This is a genomic window from Neisseriaceae bacterium (genome assembly GCA_016864895.1).
Taxonomy (GTDB): Bacteria; Pseudomonadota; Gammaproteobacteria; order Burkholderiales; family Neisseriaceae; genus QFNR01.
This window is the reverse complement of the sequence record CP046107.1, coordinates 608,178-627,121: the sequence shown is the minus strand read 5'-3', so window position 1 is coordinate 627,121 and position 18,944 is coordinate 608,178. Positions and strand designations below refer to the sequence as shown.

16 protein-coding genes are annotated in these 18,944 nt (G+C 33.6%); 8 read left to right on the top strand and 8 right to left on the bottom strand.

Going from position 1 to position 18,944, the window contains the following annotated elements:
• Window positions 1–43: 43 nt before the first annotated feature.
• The 4 genes from miaB to GKC53_02595 all read left to right on the top strand — a co-directional run bounded on the left by miaB (window position 44) and on the right by GKC53_02595 (window position 4,420).
• Window positions 44–1,369 carry a tRNA (N6-isopentenyl adenosine(37)-C2)-methylthiotransferase MiaB gene (miaB, locus tag GKC53_02610; GenBank protein ID QRN41040.1) on the top strand — a complete coding sequence of 442 codons (1,326 nt, stop codon included), beginning with the start codon at window positions 44–46 and terminating at the stop codon, window positions 1,367–1,369.
• Complete coding sequence (gene tsaE, locus GKC53_02605) at window positions 1,362–1,835, top strand: tRNA (adenosine(37)-N6)-threonylcarbamoyltransferase complex ATPase subunit type 1 TsaE (protein ID QRN41039.1); 474 nt, start codon at window positions 1,362–1,364, stop codon at window positions 1,833–1,835. Before miaB ends, tsaE begins: the two co-directional genes overlap by 8 nt.
• Complete coding sequence (locus GKC53_02600) at window positions 1,820–3,238, top strand: AMIN domain-containing protein (GenBank protein ID QRN41038.1); 1,419 nt, start codon at window positions 1,820–1,822, stop codon at window positions 3,236–3,238. The genes tsaE and GKC53_02600 overlap by 16 nt, the downstream gene beginning before the upstream one ends.
• A gap of 519 nt (window positions 3,239–3,757) precedes the next feature.
• Complete coding sequence (locus GKC53_02595; protein QRN41037.1) at window positions 3,758–4,420, top strand: HAD-IA family hydrolase; 663 nt, start codon at window positions 3,758–3,760, stop codon at window positions 4,418–4,420.
• Here GKC53_02595 and GKC53_02590 read toward each other — a convergent pair.
• Window positions 4,411–5,277: a prolipoprotein diacylglyceryl transferase gene (locus GKC53_02590; protein QRN41036.1), complete on the bottom strand. Its 867-nt coding sequence runs from the start codon at window positions 5,275–5,277 to the stop codon at window positions 4,411–4,413. The two genes, GKC53_02595 and GKC53_02590, sit on opposite strands and share 10 nt — an antisense overlap.
• 152 nt (window positions 5,278–5,429) lie before the next feature.
• On the opposite strand from GKC53_02590, the gene ilvD reads away from it, so the two are divergent.
• Complete coding sequence (gene ilvD, locus GKC53_02585; GenBank protein QRN41035.1) at window positions 5,430–7,289, top strand: dihydroxy-acid dehydratase; 1,860 nt, start codon at window positions 5,430–5,432, stop codon at window positions 7,287–7,289.
• A gap of 59 nt (window positions 7,290–7,348) precedes the next feature.
• Here ilvD and GKC53_02580 read toward each other — a convergent pair whose 3' ends face one another.
• From GKC53_02580 to GKC53_02570, 3 genes are all read right to left on the bottom strand, one after another.
• Complete coding sequence (locus GKC53_02580) at window positions 7,349–7,843, bottom strand: GNAT family N-acetyltransferase (GenBank protein QRN41034.1); 495 nt, start codon at window positions 7,841–7,843, stop codon at window positions 7,349–7,351.
• A gap of 4 nt (window positions 7,844–7,847) precedes the next feature.
• Window positions 7,848–8,339 (bottom strand): hypothetical protein, encoded by a 492-nt coding sequence (locus tag GKC53_02575; GenBank protein QRN41033.1) that lies wholly within the window; start codon window positions 8,337–8,339, stop codon window positions 7,848–7,850.
• Between the two features lie 209 nt (window positions 8,340–8,548).
• Window positions 8,549–10,120, bottom strand: coding sequence for a CBS domain-containing protein (locus GKC53_02570; GenBank protein QRN41032.1), 1,572 nt, complete (start codon window positions 10,118–10,120; stop codon window positions 8,549–8,551).
• 146 nt (window positions 10,121–10,266) lie between these two features.
• Between GKC53_02570 and GKC53_02565 the strand changes: the two genes are divergently transcribed.
• Window positions 10,267–10,878 (top strand): YihA family ribosome biogenesis GTP-binding protein, encoded by a 612-nt coding sequence (locus GKC53_02565; protein ID QRN41031.1) that lies wholly within the window; start codon window positions 10,267–10,269, stop codon window positions 10,876–10,878.
• A gap of 75 nt (window positions 10,879–10,953) precedes the next feature.
• Here the strand turns inward: GKC53_02565 and ychF are convergent, their stop codons facing one another.
• Window positions 10,954–12,045, bottom strand: coding sequence for a redox-regulated ATPase YchF (gene ychF, locus GKC53_02560; protein QRN41030.1), 1,092 nt, complete (start codon window positions 12,043–12,045; stop codon window positions 10,954–10,956).
• An 85-nt stretch (window positions 12,046–12,130) separates the two neighbouring features.
• Here ychF and GKC53_02555 point away from each other — a divergent pair, with 85 nt between their 5' ends.
• Entirely contained in the window at window positions 12,131–13,666 is a 1,536-nt protein-coding gene (locus GKC53_02555; GenBank protein QRN41029.1) for a cardiolipin synthase B, read from the top strand.
• Between the two features lie 182 nt (window positions 13,667–13,848).
• On the opposite strand, the gene tgt is transcribed toward GKC53_02555, so the two are convergent.
• The 3 genes from tgt to GKC53_02540 form a co-directional block, all read right to left on the bottom strand.
• Window positions 13,849–14,964, bottom strand: coding sequence for a tRNA guanosine(34) transglycosylase Tgt (gene tgt / locus GKC53_02550; GenBank protein QRN41028.1), 1,116 nt, complete (start codon window positions 14,962–14,964; stop codon window positions 13,849–13,851).
• On the bottom strand, window positions 14,957–16,330 hold the full coding sequence (locus GKC53_02545) for a tRNA 5-hydroxyuridine modification protein YegQ (GenBank protein ID QRN41027.1): 1,374 nt from the start codon (window positions 16,328–16,330) through the stop codon (window positions 14,957–14,959). The genes tgt and GKC53_02545 overlap by 8 nt, the downstream gene beginning before the upstream one ends.
• 138 nt (window positions 16,331–16,468) lie before the next feature.
• On the bottom strand, window positions 16,469–16,888 hold the full coding sequence (locus GKC53_02540; GenBank protein ID QRN41026.1) for a hypothetical protein: 420 nt from the start codon (window positions 16,886–16,888) through the stop codon (window positions 16,469–16,471).
• A gap of 796 nt (window positions 16,889–17,684) precedes the next feature.
• Here GKC53_02540 and pncB point away from each other — a divergent pair.
• Window positions 17,685–18,893: a nicotinate phosphoribosyltransferase gene (pncB, locus tag GKC53_02535; GenBank protein ID QRN41025.1), complete on the top strand. Its 1,209-nt coding sequence runs from the start codon at window positions 17,685–17,687 to the stop codon at window positions 18,891–18,893.
• Window positions 18,894–18,944: the final 51 nt, after the last annotated feature.

The window sequence follows — 18,944 nt, the reverse complement described above, 5'->3', positions numbered from 1 at the left end:
AGTTGGCTTTTGTATTTTAAAATGAAAGTGCCTAGGAAATAAAATGAAAAAAGTATATATACGAACTTTTGGTTGCCAGATGAATGAATATGATTCCGATAAGATGGTTTCTGTTCTAGCGGATAATGAAGAGTGTCAAAAGACAGATAAGCCAGAAGAAGCAGATATCATTCTTTTTAATACATGTAGTGTTCGAGAGAAAGCTCAAGAGAAAGTTTTTTCTGATTTAGGCAGGGTCAAACATTTAAAAGATAATAATCAAAATTTGATCATAGGGGTAGGTGGTTGTGTTGCCTCTCAAGAGGGTGAAAAAATTGTTAAACGAGCACCTTATGTTGATATTGTTTTTGGACCTCAAACATTACATCGTTTACCGCAATTAATAGATCAAAAACGTAAAACTGGAATGTCACAAGTTGATATTACTTTCCCAGAGATTGAAAAATTTGATCATTTACCTCCAGCTGAAGTGAAAGGTGGAAGCGCTTTTATTTCTATTATGGAAGGATGTTCTAAATATTGTAGTTTCTGTGTAGTTCCCTATACTAGGGGGGAGGAATTTTCTAGGCCTCTAGATGATGTTTTAACTGAGATTATGGAATTAGTAGATCAGGGAGTCAAGGAAATTAATTTATTAGGACAAAATGTCAATGCCTATCGAGGTAAAGTGAGCGATGGCACCCTTTGTGATTTTGCATCTTTATTAAGAATAGTGCATGCAATTCCTGAGATTCAAAGAATAAGATTTACAACTAGTCATCCAAGAGAATTTTCTGATGCTATTATTGAATGCTATCGTGATTTACCCAAATTGGTTTCACATTTACATTTACCTATTCAAAGTGGTTCAGACAGAGTTTTGACTGCCATGAAAAGAGGTTATACAGCATTAGAATATAAGTCTATCATTAGGAAGTTAAGGAAAATTCGACCTGATTTATGTCTAAGTTCTGATTTTATTGTGGGGTTCCCTACTGAAACGGATGAAGAATTTGAGAAAACTTTAAAATTAGTAAAAGATATTGCTTTTGATCTAAGTTTTGTATTTATTTATAGCCCTCGACCAGGAACACCCGCAGCGGACTTACCAGATATTACACCGTATGAAGTCAAGGTTAGGCGATTAGAGCAATTAAATAGGCTTATTGAATCTGAAACATTAAGGATTAATCAACGTATGTTGGGTACTGTACAGTGCTGTCTAGTTGAAGGGATTTCTAAAAAAGATCCTAATCAACTGCAGGCGAGAACAGCGAATAACAGGGTTGTTAACTTTAATGGTAATATCGACTTGTTAAATCAGATGGTTAATATTAAAATAAGCGAGGTGTATACTTTCTCCTTAAAGGGAGAGTTAGTTGATGGTTGATTATAATCAGAATAAAATAATACTACGAAGTGAGGAAGATACTCATCATTTGGCTCAAGAGTTTTCTTTGGTAATAAGGCTACCTTTAATTGTTTATTTGATTGGAGGCTTGGGTGCAGGCAAGACTTTTTTCGTTCGTTCTTTACTTCAAGCTTTAGATTTTTCAGGTAATGTGAAAAGTCCTACTTATAGTTTTTTAGAAACATACCATACTGATATTGGTCTGATCAACCACTTTGATTTATATCGTTTTGGTTATGCACTGGAGTGGTATGATCTGGGATTTGATGATGTAGTTGATACTCATTCAGTTAATTTAATTGAGTGGCCAGAAAAAATCTCAGGGATAGATTTAAATCCAGATATCATATTAAACATAGACTGTAAAGGATTAACTCGTTATGTTGATATTGAAGGTTATTCAACAAGGGGAAGAGAACTGGTAGATCAATGGATAGTAAGATAAGTCGTAGAGATATATTAAAAGCAATTGGTGGAACCTTATTGTTTAGTATCATGTCCACTTCTGTCTCTATGGCTACGAGATCTGCTAATTTTGTTGCAGTTAGGGTTTGGCCCGCTTCTGCTTATACTAGGGTAACGATTGAATCACAGCAGCCTTTGGATTATAAATACTTCCATCTAGAAAGTCCGGATCGTTTGGTATTGGATATCTTAAATTCTCATTTAGATGAGGTAATTAAAAGTATTTCAGTTAAAGTGTTAGAAAGAGATCCCTACATTGCTAAGGCTAGGGTTGGACAATACGATAATAATACAGTTCGAATCGTATTTGATCTAAAAGAAAAAATTAATCCCCAATTATTTACTTTAAAACCTGTTTCAGAATTTAAAAATCGTTTGGTTATCGATTTATACCCTGCTTCTGTAGCAGGTGATGATGATCCATTATTAGTTTTATTACAAGAGTATAATAAAGGTCAAGTATCAAGTTATGGGACTACTACTCATACATCTACCTCTGTAGTTGTACAAAATAATGGTAGAGATATTCTAGGGGAGAAAATAAGTCAGATTACAAATAATAAGAGCTCTATTACGACTGTTTATCCTCCTATTGTATCGAATAAGGAAGCAGATAGTGATTCATCTAGTAAGAAAACAGCCAAGAACGCTGTGGCTTCTACATCTAAATCCATGGTCAATATATCTAAATCAAGAAGTATTAGAGATACAATCATTGTTTTAGATCCAGGACATGGTGGTGAAGATCCGGGGGCTATTGGCACTAAAGGAACGCGTGAAAAAGATGTAGTATTGAATATTGCCAGAAAGGTACGCACAGAGTTGCGTAATAAAGGTTTTAAAGTTTATATGACTCGAAATGAGGATGTATTTATTCCATTGAGAGTAAGAGTGGCAAAGGCAAGGCAACTAAAGGCACATATTTTTGTATCTATTCACGCAGATGCTTTTACTAAACCTTCAGCTCGAGGCACTGGGGTATATGCCCTGAGCCAAAAAGGTGCGACTAGTGAGGCTGCTAAATATCTAGCTAAAACTCAAAATCAGTCGGATGAGATTGGTGGTGTCAAAAAAGTTGGTGATAAAAATGTAGATAATACTTTGTTTGATTTGACACAGACAGCCACTATCAACAGGAGTTTAAAATTAGGTGCTTTAATCTTAAAAGAATTAGGAAAAGTAAATAAATTACATAAAGAATATGTAGATCAAGCGAATTTTGCTGTTTTAAAGGCTCCGGATATTACTTCTGTACTAGTAGAAACTGCTTTTATCTCCAATAAAACCGAAGAAGATTTGTTGAAGACTGAAAGTTTTCGTTTAAAAATAGCAAAATCTATTTCTAATGGTATAACTAGTTTTGCAAAATCAATTACTGCATAATTAATATGTGTTTGTTTGGTTGATTAGAACATTTTGATTAGTTCGTGAAGATAAAGTTAGTTGAGCTAGAGAATATGTCTAAAAGTATCTGGTGATACTAGAGAGTACTAGAGCGTTGGAAGGTACATATTTAGTTTTAAATATTGAGCAAGCAGATATTCCTAGAAATTTATAACAATTTCTCTCCTGATTTCTTTCCAAATAGAGCCAAAAAAGCAAGTTCTATTTGTGTAGCAAGTCATGTAGCTTTTATATGTTATTTTTTCTATAGAATAATTTAATACAATTGACTCGGCTTTTAGTGTATCATTTTTAGTTAATTTGGAAATAAGATTTTTACCATATTTTAAACCCATCAATGGCTTATTAAACTTTTTAACCCCTATTTGTGTGAATTATCTTTTATACTGTAGATGAAAGATTTGGTTCACATTTGCATTTAAGGACTAATTAGGAAGTACTTTTATATGGGTGAATATTAGGTATTTAAGTGTGTAGTATAAATTGAGAGTGATAAGTATGTTACAAGCGGTTTTGTTTGATTTAGATGGAACATTGGCTGATACGGCACTTGATTTAGGATGTGCTTTAAATCAATTACTCATACATAGAGGTTTATCACCTTTACCGATGGATTTAGTCAGACCAATTGCAAGTCATGGGACAAGGGGACTTTTAAAATTAGGCATGAATATTGATGAGTCTGATTCTGAATTTTTACAGTTGAGAGAGGCATTTTTAGCTCAATATGAAACAACTTTCACAAATAAAACGATCTTGTTTCCGGAAATTAATCCTTTGATTAAAGAGATTATTGCTATGGAGTTAAAGTGGGGTATTGTCACTAATAAACCAAAAGTGTTTACTAATCGATTAATTGATCAATTGGGGTTTGTATATCCTCCACAAGTGATTGTAAGTGGGGATACCACTTCAGAAGCAAAACCAAGTACTAAACCTATGCTCTTTGCGTGTGAACAATTGGGGGTTGATACTAAAAATTGTATTTATGTTGGTGATGCTAAGCGAGATATTGAGGCAGGAAAAAATGCTGGTATGATAACAGTATTAGCGAGTTGGGGTTATTTAAGTGAGAAAGATAAAGAAGAAGATTGGGGCGAAGATTTTAAAATCAACACCCCATTAGCACTGTTGCCTATTATCCTGCAATATCAATATTGAATGGGATGTTTTTTAGTATAAACATAGAGTAAAACACCAGCTAAAATCATAGGTACACACAACCATTGACCCATAGATAAACCAAGGCTTAATAAGCCTAATTGAACATCTGGTTCACGGCTAAATTCGATAGCAAATCTAAAAATACCATAACTAATTAAAAATATAGCAGAAATTTGACCTAATGCCCGTTTTTGACGAGCGAATAAATATAAAATTAAAAACAAGACTACGCCTTCTAGTAAAAATTCATATAGTTGTGATGGATGTCTGGGTAAACAACCATATTCAATGAATGCCTTATAATAATCTTTTGACAAGGTGGGTAGTAGCCGTATATCGCTGTTATGTGCTTGTGGGAATCCCATGGCCCAAAAGTGGTTGATACCAGTAATACGACCCCATAATTCACCATTAATAAAGTTTCCAATCCGACCTAAACCTAAACCAATAGGTGCTAAAGGGGCAACAAAATCTGAAATTTCTAAGAATTTATAGTGTTTTTGGTAAGAAAAAATAATCATGGCAATAATGACACCAATGAGCCCACCATGAAAAGACATACCTCCTTCCCAAATTTTTAAAATATTTACTGGATTGTCTAGGTAGTAGGATGAATTATAAAAAAGTACATAACCTAGCCTTCCTCCCAAGATAACGCCAAAAACACCATAAACAAAAAGAGAGTCTAAATGGTCTATCGAGTCAAGACAATATGCTTCTTGTTTATTAATTTTTCTTTTACCCAAATATAAAAATGCAATAAAACCTAAAACGTACGTTAGTGCATACCACCTAATAGTAAATAATGGGTGAATGGTAAATATAACAGGATCAAATTGAGGGTGAACCACCATAAAGATTTCCTTGAGTAAACTAAACTAACATTATAACAAACAGATGTTAAAGTGAAAATTTTGTTTTGATATTGATTCTATGAAAAATTGGTAAAATAAGGTAATCTTATACTTTGATTAGAAAATAATTAAATTAATAAAGGGAACTGAGTATGCCAGAATATCGTTCAAAAAAATCTACTCATGGCCGTAATGCGGCTGGAGCACGTGCTTTATGGAGAGCAACAGGTGTTAAAAATAATGATTTTGGTAAGCCGATTATTGCAGTTGCTAATTCATTTACACAATTTGTTCCTGGGCATGTGCATTTATACGATATCGGTCAGTTGGTTGTACAACAAATCGAAAAATTTGGTGGTATTGCAAAGGAGTTTAATACCATTGCAATTGATGACGGTATTGCCATGGGCAATGAAGGTATGTTGTACAGCTTACCTAGTAGAGATTTAATTGCAGACTCGGTTGAATATATGGTTAATGCTCATTATGCGGATGCTTTGGTTTGTATTTCTAATTGTGACAAAATTACCCCAGGTATGTTGTTAGCCACTATGAGACTTAATATTCCTACCATTTTTGTATCTGGTGGTCCTATGGAATCAGGAAAACTTCGAAACTCTTCAGGTGTTGTGATTAAAAAATTGGATTTAATCAATGCTATGGTAGATGCAGCTGATGACAATATTTCTGATAATGAAATTGCTATAGTAGAAGATTTAGCATGTCCCACTTGTGGTTCTTGTTCAGGGATGTTTACCGCTAATTCAATGAACTGCTTAACAGAAGCTTTAGGGTTATCCTTACCGGGTAATGGTTCTTTATTAGCCACTCATAGGAGACGTAAAGAGTTATTTTTGCGGGCGGGTGAGAGGATTGTTGAATTAACCAAGCAATATTATGAGCAAGGTGATGAATCTGTTTTACCTAGAAGTATTGCTACTAAACAGGCATTTGAAAATGCTATGAGTCTGGATATTGCTATGGGTGGTTCTACTAATACGATTTTGCATATATTAGCCACTGCAGCTGAAGCACAGGTTGATTTTAAAATGTCGGATATTGATCGTTTAAGTCGCCAAGTACCATGTTTATGCAAAGTAGCACCCAATTCATCTGAATATTATATGGAAGACGTACACCGAGCCGGTGGAGTGATGCGTATTTTAGGGGAATTAAATCGTCAAAATTTAATTCATACAGAATGCCTTACTGTACATAGCAAAAATTTAGGGGTTGCTTTAATGTGTTGGGATATTAAAGATGATCAAGCCAGTATTGAAGCCAAAGAGTTTTATAAAGCAGCACCAGGAGGAATCAGAAGTGTGAAAGCCTTCAGCCAAGATAATGAGTTTGATAGCTTGGATATGGATAGCGAAAAAGGGTGTATTCGGGATGTTGAGCATGCATACTCTAGGGATGGAGGATTAGCCGTCTTATTCGGTAATATTGCCCAAAGAGGATGCGTAGTAAAAACAGCAGGTGTAGATGAAAGTATCTTAAGATTTAAGGGTTCGGCAGTAGTGTTAGAAAGTCAGGAAGAGGCAGTAGATGCCATATTAGGGGGAAAGATTAAAGCAGGTGATGTAGTGGTGATTCGTTATGAAGGTCCGAAAGGAGGGCCAGGTATGCAAGAAATGTTGTATCCTACTTCTTATCTGAAATCTAAAGGATTGGATAAAAGCTGTGCTTTACTAACTGATGGTCGATTTTCAGGAGGTACGTCTGGATTATCCATTGGTCATGTCTCACCAGAGGCTGCAGAAAAAGGTAATATTGCCTTGGTAGAGAATGGCGATATAATCGAGATTGATATTCCCAACCGTCGTATTGAACTACTTATTTCGGATGAACAGTTACAACAACGACAAGAAAAAATGCAAGCTAAAAGAAAAAATGCTTGGAAACCTTGTTCTAGGCAACGTAAAGTTTCTAATGCTCTAAAGGCCTATGCGGCAATGGCGACCAGTGCTGATAGAGGTGCTATTCGTGATGTCTTGCAATTAGAGGAATAGATGTTGTGTATCAAAATGGGATGAAAATACTAAAAAGTTAAATTTTATTATCTTTTGATTTATAAACCGTATTCTTCCATTAAATCTTTTTTCATGAAAACACAGTCTATACCTGTTTTATTATTGAGCATTAGTTGGCAGCTTTGTAATTTTTTGTAGCCTGATAGCTCGTAAAAATATACAGAGTTGAGGGATGCATACAGTTTGATAAAGGTAAGGTTAGAGTCGTAAGCAATTTTTTCTGCTTTTTGAATTAAGGCAGTACCTAAACCATTATTATGCACAAAAGGGTGTACATATAGTGCATCTAATTCTGCATTTTTTAAATCTAATTGGAAAAAACCTTGGATTTGGTTTTTATATTCAATCAACCATAATTCTTTATTTTTAAGACTAGCTAAATAACTTTCAGGATAAAGCAACTGAGACCATGCCTCCAATATTTTATCATCATAACAGTTTTTACAGGCATATTGGACTGCGAACAAATGTACATTATATATCTCTTCGCAATCATAAGAAGTGGCTTTTCTAATAAATGTAATCAAACTCATAAGTTTATATTCTAGAGAGTTCCTTAGAAATAACATCTATATTTTGTTGGTGCTCATTTGCTTGTTGTTCAAGCTGATGGATAATAGACAGGTTATTTTCTGAATGAGCGTCTTTCATTTTACCACGTATATCCACCAGTGCTTGTATTTCATTTTTTAATTCATTATTAAGAATTTGTTTACGTGTAGCATCTCTTTTAGATTGTGTTTGTTTTGAAATGATAATATCAGAATCAGTAGGGTTGTTCTCGTGATTATTTACTTTCCTAAGCTGACCATTTGCTTTGGTTATTTTGGTATTTTTAGCTTTAATAGAAAGGTCTGCAGAGTACGTATTTAATACGCCTAATTCGGATACGGAACAAGTATTTAAGTTTGCTTTATCGGTGTAAGTTTTATTACCACTTTTATCGATACAAACAAACGTTTTAGTAAAGCTAACTGAGTTTACTAAAATTATCAGGGTGAAAGTTAAGTTTCTAAATAAATATAACACAGCAAACAGTATATATTGTTTTGTAATGTGGGTTATTATAAACAAACTATTTATAAAATCTAGTCTTGGTTTTTAAACTGTTGTATTATTTGAAGTTTTTTATTTTCTGTTTTTTGAATAGTTAAGCCAAGAGGTTGATTAACCACTACCATAATTTAATAGATCGATATAGAAGATAAGAGAAAGGGTCATAGGTGTTTAATTCTATTTTATTGCTTATTATGATATGGTTTAATTTTAACACGTTCTATTTTCTGTCCATTTTTTTCCAGAACTTTAAAGGTATAACCATAATATTCTATTGAATCTCCAATATTAGGAATTTGTTGTAATTCTTCCATAATTAAACCAGCAACTGAATGGAACTCACTATCTTCTGGCAGTGGTGGTATGTGTATTATTTGGGTTAGCTGATCGTAGTCTAATGATCCTTCTACTGTGATACTTTGGTCTGGGTTAGTTTGAATACTTGGGAGTTCTGTTTGTTCATATTCTTCTGGAAATTCCCCAGCAATAGATTCCATAATGTTCTTCATACTAACTAGCCCTAAAACAGTACCAAACTCATCGACAACTAGACCAATATCTGAAAGTGAATTTCTAAATAGTTCTAGTGCAGTTAACACCGTTGCTGTTTCGGGAATAAAGAGAGGTTGTTTGATTAATTTATTAATATCATACTTTTCAGACTCAAGTAATTCAGTAAGAATGTCTTTCTTACTAATATAACCTAAAGGCTCTTCAATACCTGCTTTGCCTACTACAATCAAGCGAGAATAGGGGCTGTCTTTTAAATCATTCCTTTGTTCTTCAACAGATTTAGAAATATTTAATTTTTCAATTTCCATTCGTGGTGTCATAATTGCTTCGATAGGTTTTTCTGCCAAGGTAAGAACCCTACGAATCATATGTTTTTCATTATCTTCAAAAATACTTTGATCTTCTATGACTTCCCCATTTTTAGTAGCACTGGCTAAAATACTTTCACGAACACCCATCATACCTAAAACAGAATCAATGGTTCTTCTTCTCCAACTCACACTGGTATAGGTATTTTCTTTTCGGTTTTTAGAAGATATTTGATTGAGTATTTCAATCATAATAGAGAAGAGAATAGCCGCATAGATATAGCCCTTAGGCACACTAATATGGAAACCTTCCAGGATCAGGGAAAGTCCAATTAATAACAAAAAACCTAAACATAGTATCACCACTGTGGGGTGTTTGTTGATAAATTCTGTTAAATGTTTACTGCCCATGATCATAAATATCATAGCAATTGTAACTGACAACATTGCCACAGTAATATGGTTAATCATTCCAACCGCCGTAATCACTGAGTCAATAGAAAAAACAGCATCTAATAATATAATCTGTAGTATAACAATGCCTGTAGGAGTATAATCTGCTCTGGTTTGGTAAGTATCTTTATATTGGACTTGCTCATCAATCTTTTCATGTAATTCAGTTGTAGTTTTATAAATTAAAAACAGTCCACCTGCAATCATGAGCATATCTTTAGCAGAAAATATCATATTGGCAAAGGTAAATAGAGGTTTTGTCATGGAAATTAAATATGATGCCAGTGCAAGCATGATGATACGAATAACAATGGCTAAACTCAAACCTGAAATACGGGCAAGATCTCTATGTTCAAGTTTTGCTTTATTGGAAATAATAGCAACAAATACCAGATTGTCTATACCAAGCACAAGTTCTAAGACTAATAATGTGATAAAACCAATGAGAATATTGAGATCTAAAACCCAACTAAAATCCATATATGATAATTAGTAATTAAAGATAGTTAATTCTATCAGTAATTTTAGATTTAGAATATATTTTAAATTATGGTTGATAATAGAATTCATCGTTTTTGTATCTAGTTAACTTGTGATATTAATAATCTTATTAAAGAGCAAAATATATGCAATATTCCAATTTTTTTCGTGAGACTAAGTTTTTTACTACAGTGAATTATTTAAAAGATTTACCGATAGTTGATAGAGAAATTGCTTTTGTAGGAAGAAGTAATGCAGGTAAATCAAGTGTTATCAATATATTAACAGGACGTAATCGTCTAGCATATGTCTCTAAAACACCAGGAAGAACACAACATATTAATTATTTTCAATTAAAGAATGGTGATTTCATGGTGGATCTACCAGGGTATGGGTATGCAGCAGTACCAGAGTCTGTGAGAAAACATTGGGTTGATTTATTGGGAAATTATTTAGTCAGTCGTGAAGCTATTTTAGGTTTAGTGATGATTATGGATAGTCGTCATCCACTAAAAGAGTTAGATAAAGTTATGTTAGATTTCTTCTTCCCAAGGCGATTACCTGTACATATTTTGCTCTCTAAAGCAGATAAATTATCTCGTCAAGAACAGATGAGGACTTTATTTATGGTTAAAAAAGCATTACAGTCTTGGTTGTCAGATGGAATGCAACTATCGGTACAGTTATTTTCAAGCCTCAAAAAAACAGGCATAGAAGAAGTAGAAGAAATAGTTGGTTCCTGGTTTGAAGCTGATTAGTCTTGTTTAGAGAACAGTTAATAAAATCGAATAATATATGCTCCATAGTGAATTATTTGTGTTGAGAGTATTCATTTAAACGTTAAATAGGAAATGAATTATATCACCATCTTGTACAATATAATCTTTTCCTTCTGTTCTCATTTTGCCGGCTTCTTTGGATTTAGTTTCCCCTCCTAAAGTAATAAAATCTTCATATGCAATTACCTGTGCACGAATAAATCCTCGTTCGAAATCAGTGTGAATAACACCAGCAGCTTGAGGTGCACTATCACCTTTGTGAATAGTCCAAGCCCTGACTTCTTTTACGCCTGCAGTAAAATAAGTTCGTAAACCTAATAAATCGTATGCTGCTCGGATAAGACGATTCAATCCCGGTTCCTCAAGACCCATTTCATTGAGAAAGTCTCTTTTTTCATCATCTTCTAAATCAGCTATTTCTGATTCCATTGCTGCACTAATAGCAATAACAGGAACATTTTCTTTCACTCCCAGTTCCTGTAACTGAGTGAGAAGAGGATTATTCTCAAAGCCATCTTCCAGTACGTTGGCAACATAAAGTACCGGTTTAATAGTTAACAAACAAAGTGGTTTTAATAGTTTTTGTTCATCATCAGAAAGGTTAAGTAAACGTAAATGTTTCCCTTCATTTAAAGGTTGTATTAATCTTTGCAGCAAGTTGATTAAAGCAGCTGTTTCTTTATTTCCTGATTTTGCTTTTTTACCTTCTCTTGCAATTATTTTTTCTACTGTGCTCAAGTCGGCTAAAGCCAGTTCCGTAGCAATAATTTCTACATCATCAATTGCATTAACACGCCCAGCAACATGAATAATATTGGGGTCATCAAAACAACGAACAACATTGATGATAGCATTGGTTTCTCTTATATTCCCCAGAAATTGGTTTCCTAGACCCTCTCCTTTGCTAGCACCAGCGACTAAACCCGCGATATCGATAAATTCAACGATAGCAGGTTGTATTTTTTGTGGATTAACAATATTAGATAGTGTGGTTAAACGAGGGTCAGGTACCTCTACAATACCAGTGTTCGGCTCTATAGTACAGAAAGGATAGTTTGCAGCTTCAATTCCTGCTTTAGTTAAAGCATTAAAAAGAGTTGATTTACCTACATTAGGCAGACCAACGATTCCGCATTTTAAACTCATATCGATTCCTAATTATTTCCATTTTAAAATTTTTGCATTGTAACATGATATGAATAAATTTGATATGATGTAAACTTGTTCATACATGAACAAAAATTATTCAAAACAAATAAGGGTTTGTACTATGGACAAAGTAAAAACAAATGAAGTATCAGAAGGGATATCAATAGATAAAATATTAGAAACTTCTATTTGTAGAATTACGGGAGGTTCTAAATCAACGAAAAATAATAAAATAACCTATTTAAAAGATGCAGTAGAAAATTTTCCAGTATGGTTAGAGGGTATCAATTCAGCAGAAAAATTCATTTGTATTGAGATGTACATATGGGAGCCCAAAAATTATGGTCAAAAAGTCCGAGATTTACTTATCAAAAAATTAAAACAGGGGGTTAATGTTTATTTAATTTATGACTGGTTTGGAAGCTTGAGTGCACATATCAAAGGTTTTTTTAATCCATTAAGAGAGAATGGAGCACGGGTTTTTACATTTAATAAATTAAATGTTTTTTCAGGAATGGGAGTCTTATCTCGTAATCATCGTAAATCTATTATTATAGATGGTAGAAAAGCATATGTATCTGGACTATGTATGTCTTCAGATTGGGAAGGAGATCCCAAAAAAGGAATTCCTGCTTGGCGAGATAGTGGACTTGAATTAGAGGGGCCAATTGTATTAGAAGTTTTAGAAGCTTTTAAAGGAACATTATCTGATCTTTCAGAAGTAGCTTTTGATGAAAAACCATTACCTATGAGAGATTTATCTCAAGAAGCATCCTTATCAAATGCTTGGGTGATAGCAACTAGCCGATTGACTGCAAATATGATACGCTTGGATTTGATGGCCATTACTTTTGCGCAATCAAGTGTTTGGATTACTGACGCTTATTTCATGCCAACCAAAATGTACCTACAATTGTTGATTAATGCAGCCAAAGATGGCGTCGATGTTAGAATATTAGTTCCACGTTCATCTGATATCCCTTGGATTGCTTCTGTTTCTAGAACCCAATATCGTGATTTACTAGAGGCTGGTGTAAGAATCTTTGAATGGAATGGTTCGATGATTCATTCAAAAACATTAGTTTTGGATGGAAAATGGGCAAGAGTTGGTTCAACTAATTTAAATATATCTAGTTGGTTTGCCAATAGTGAGTTAGATATTATGTTGGAGGGAGAAGAAGCAGTTTTACCATTGGCAATGGCATATTTAGATGATATTAAACATTCTACTGAGATAGTATTAAGTGAAGATAGGAAAGCACAATTAGCCAATGAGCGGGAAAAATTAACCCCTGTAGAGAGAAGTCGATTTACAAATATGCAATCAAAAGCTTTAGTAAGACAAATGGCTTATTTAGGTAAAAGTATAGATGAAATTTTTCGCGGTAGTACAGAAGATCAAGATGTTTTAGACAAAGCAGAGTTTTACTCATATTTAGGGATTAGTATTGTTCTTTTAGTATTGACTATTTTATTCTTTAAATTCACTGATTTAATTGCATATCCTATTATTTTTACATCATTTGTAACCACATTTTTAACTGGGTATCGTTCGTTTCAAGCTTTTAGATTAATTAAAAATGAAAAAAGTGATAGGCGTAAAGGCAAAATGGGATGAAGACCAACTTAGGAAAATAGTGAAGAAATACGAATCAATAAAACATATGTTTCAGAACAAGAAGTAGTGTCAAATTAGGTTGGTCATAATACAGAGTACGATGATTTTGTTTAGAATAATTAATGATATTTGAGTTGCATGAGATCTGACTGATGTTAATATCAGTTTAGCATTGGTATTACTTATGATATACCTTGGTTTCTGTCCGTATGGAATTTATGCATAAAATTTTCAAATTGCTGTTTTTCTATACTATTTCTTATTTCTTGCATTAATTCTGAATAATAGCTGAGATTATGAATGGTATTTAATTGAGCACCTAAAATTTCTTTACATTTATGTAAATGATGCAAGTAAGCACGAGAGAAATTTTGGCAAGTATAGCATGTACAAGTTTCATCAAGTGGCCGATGATCTTGTTTATATCTAGCATTTTTTATTTTAATATCACCGAAACGGGTAAACAACCATCCGTTTCTCGCATTCCTAGTTGGCATAACACAATCGAACATATCAACGCCACAAGCAACGCCTTTAACAATATCTTCAGGTGTCCCAACACCCATTAAGTAATGAGGTTTATCTTTAGGTAGAATAGGTGCAGTATGTTTTAGTATTCTATACATATCTTCTTTACTTTCCCCTACTGACAAGCCACCTATGGCTAAGCCATCAAAATCAAGATCTAGTAAGTATGCTAAAGATTGCTCTCGTAAATCTTCATACATCCCCCCTTGTACAATTCCAAATAGAGCATTGGGGTTATTTAATTGTCGAAATGCCTGTAGTGATTGTTCAGCCCAACGAGCACTAAGTTCCAAAGAAATAATAGTTGATTTTCTATCGGCTGTTCCATGTAGGCATTCATCTAGTTGCATAGCAATGTCAGAATTTAAAATACTCTGGATTTGCATTGAAATTCTAGGAGATAAAAATAATTTTTCTCCATTAATAGGGCTTCGAAAAGTACAACCTTCTTCTTTTAGATTCCTCATATTTGCTAATGAAAAAACTTGGAATCCACCAGAGTCAGTTAGAATAGGTTTTTTCCAGCCAATAAAATTGTGCAGGCCACCGAATGATTGGATGGTATCGAGACCTGGCCTTAACCACAAATGGAATGTGTTACCTAGAATAATTTCAGCATTAATATTTTCTAAATCTAAAGGGGTCATGCCCTTAACAGACCCATAAGTACCAACAGGCATAAAAATAGGTGTCTGTATTGTACCGTGGTTTAATTCTATTTGTGTTCTTCTCGCTAGTCCATCCTGTGCTAGTAGGGTAAATTTAAGCATAGTTATCTTTCTTATTAGATATAATTCTTGTTAACAAAGCATTATCTTTCCCTTGCATATTAGGAATTAATACTTTGATTCCATTGCCCTTAGCACAGTCGATAAAAGAATTTTTATACTTTATTTGTCGAATAGTAATGATTTCGTTACCTGTTGGGTGGATGATTTCAACCTGATCACCAACGGAAAATTTATTTTTGACATCTATGGTCGCCCAACCCTCTGAATCAATATCTTTAACCTGCCCTACATAGATAGAACTTTTCGAAGTAGAGTGGCCAGTTAAATAATTCTGATAATCTTGAGTATGATGTCTTTCCAGAAAGCCTGTGGTATAACCTCTATTGGCTAAACCTTCTAATTCTGCTAATAAAGAGTAATCAAATGGCTTGCCTGCAACTGCATCATCAATCGCTTGACGGTACACCTGAGCAGTACGTGCAACATAGTAGACAGATTTGGTTCGACCCTCGATTTTTAATGAATCTACACCTATTTGAGTTAGTTTAGCTACATTTTCTACAGCACGTAAATCTTTTGAGTTCATAATGTAGGTACCATGTTCGTCTTCCATGATAGGTAGTAAGGATCCAGGTCGATTGGCTTCTTCAATCAGATAAACCTTATCCGCCAGTGGGTGTCTTTCTTGGGAACCGCAATCTGTCATTGCTTGGTTTTGTTCTTGTAGTGATTGTTCAAAGTTGAAATCAAGAATAGGGGAGACATCTCCAGAGACAGTTTCTTGGGTTGATTGTATTGAATAATTCCAGCGGCAAGCATTTGTACATGTGCCTTGGTTAGGATCACGATGGTTAAAATAGCCTGATAATAAACACCGCCCAGAGTAAGCAATACAAAGTGCGCCATGTACGAAAACTTCCAGTTCTATATTAGGACACTCTTGTCTAATCTGAGTGATTTCATCCAAGGACAATTCTCTGGATAAAATAATACGAGAAATACCTACCTTTTTCCAAAATTCTACACTCCAATAATTAGTAGTATTGGCTTGCACCGATAAATGGATAGGTATATCTGGCCAGTGTTCTCTTACCTTCATAATTAAGCCAGGATCTGCCATAATTAAAGCATCAGGCCTTAAGTCAATAATAGGCTTGATATCTTTTAAAAAAGTTTTTAGCTTTGCATTGTGTGGTAGAATATTGCTAGCTACAAAAAATTTTTTTCCTCTTTGATGTGCTTCATTAATACCAATTTCTAATTCAGATAAATGCAGAAATTCATTGTTTCTAGCTCGTAAGGAGTAGCGTGGTAACCCAGCATAGACTGCGTCAGCTCCATAATCAAAAGCAGTGCGCATCCGTTCTAGCCCACCTGCAGGTAATAGTAGTTCGGGTACTTTCATAATTATTAATATTTCATAAGAATATTGGATTGTATATCATAAACTAAAAAATTTTAGTTAGCCCTTTTAATCCTAATTTAGACCGATTGGCTAACTAAAATAAAATCAGATAGCTACTTTAAATCAAACTAAATATTTTTAAAGTAGTTTAGATGCCTTACAGAAAAATTGATCCCCTTTTTCACATGACTTTCGGAAGCTGGATTTTAATTTTTTTACTTCGGTACATGCTTGAGGCAGGTTCAATTGACAAGCACGTTTGGTACTTCCTACCGCCAGGTCTAGCCACTGAATAGAGTCTTCTGTCATCCCTTGTCTGGCCGCCACTTCGCTATTAATAGCAGCAATTTCACCTAGTCTAAAGCAAGCGAATGAATTTTTCTTGCACATATCCGCTAATTTAGTAAGTAAGGTCTTGCAAGCATCCTTGTCAAACTGAGCACATTTTTGATCGTATTGGGTTAATTGCTGCACTGCTCTGACCTCGTCTTGCTTTTTATCAGCGTATGAAAAAGTGGGTATTAAAATGGCAGTTATTAATATTAGATAGTTTTTCATAATTTTTTAATCCTTTATTTTACATCTGTATTCATAACATACTTTTATAGCTTTCGTAAAGCCTTTATTATTTTGTAAGAAAATTTTTCATTCTTGCTCTCCCTTTTACAAATATTGGCTTCACTTTTTCTTAAAGCCAGTATCTGGTATAGGATTTTTAATCACCTCTAAAGTGATATTCAGCTACTGAAAAGCAGATTTTCAGTACTCCGATAATGGCTATTATGCTCCTAATACCATAATTTTGCTAGTTTTACACCAGTAACTGACTCTTTCATAATCCATTAAGATTTAGGAACTAAAAAGGGTCTGTATGTTTTGCTAACATTTCAAATGATATACTTTAATAAATTAAGTTTAATCTCTGTTTATTAGCGGCACATGATATACAATTCATAGCCAGACACATTTAGCTAAAGATGCATTGACTATAAATCTACTCATTAGGTTTACAATTTTTATCAATAGCTATATGAAGATTATCGGTAATATACAATCAATAGATTTCAACTTATGTATCAGTTAGATATAGTTTTCCCCCCATTTGTTATAAGTTAAATTTAAAAAATATTTACATTCGATGATAAAAATATAGATTTATTTCTATTTTTATTATTCACTAGGAGTGGTTCATGAATATATAGTTCATCTAGACTTGATTATTAATGGTATAAGAAAGTTGGATACAAATAAAATATGAATTTATAGATTTTTATCTTAATATGAGGGCTGAATCTGTGTAGAATGAGTGATTGTTTTTTTTTTTTATTTAATTGAATAAAGCAAGGAATCTAGGATGTATAACAAGCCAATTATTAATTCTCTTCTAGATACTGATTTATATAAATTCACCATGCTACAAGTGATTCTACATCAGTTTCCAGAAACACACAGTGTTTACCATTTTAAATGTAGAAACTGGCGAGAAATCGCTTTCCCATTAAGTGCTATTATCGATGAGTTGGAAGAGCAGTTGGACTATTTGTGTGCGTTAAAATTTAGGCAAGATGAGCTAGATTATTTACGTAAATTAAGATTCATTAAAAGTGATTTTGTTGATTATCTAGAATTATTTCAGCTAAAAAGAAGGTTTATTCATTTGTCTGTAGACGAGAAAAATAGACTAAATATAAAAATAGAAGGGCCAATGATTCAAGCAATGTTTTTTGAAATATTTATATTATCGTTAGTAAGTGAACTTTATTTCAGAAAATTAGGTGTTATCAATGATACTCAAGAAGGGCAGAGAAGATTAGATAAAAAAATTGCTTATTTGCGCCAACTAGAAAAAATACAAGATAGTAACTCTCCTTTTATATTCTCAGATTTTGGTACTAGAAGACGATTTAGTTTTAATTGGCAGTGGCATGTAATCAATAGTTTACATCAAGCGGTTCCTAATCTGTTTAAAGGAACCAGTAATGTTTTAATGGCAAAAACGTTTAATATCCATCCTATTGGCACAATGGCTCATGAATTTTTGCAAGCATTTCAATCATTAAATGTCCGGCTTAGAGATTTCCAAAAAGCAGGCCTTGAAAGTTGGATACAAGAATATAGAGGAGACTTAGGTATTGCGTTGACAGATGTGGTTGGCATGAATGCTTTTTTAAGGGATTTTGATTTATATTTTGCCAAGTTGTTTGATGGATTGCGTCATGATAGTGGTGATCCGTATGAGTGGGGAGAAAAAGCGTACAAACATTATCAAAAATTCCGTATTCTTACTCAAACTAAAATGCTGACTTTTAGTGATGGTTTAACGATTGAAAAAGCATGGGATTTATATCAATGGTTTAAGGATCGATTTAGAACTAGTTTTGGTATCGGTACTAATCTGACTAACGATTTAGGATATGATCCCTTAAATATTGTTTTAAAGTTGGTGAATTGCAATGGACAGCCTGTGGCTAAAATCTCGGATAGTCCAGGTAAAACAATGGCCGTAGATGATACCTTTTTAAGCTACTTACGTAGTGTTTTTGAAATTCCAAAAGAAGCATAAAAAAGGCAAAGCTCTCACTTCGCCTTTTGACTAAATATCATTTAAGTCAAA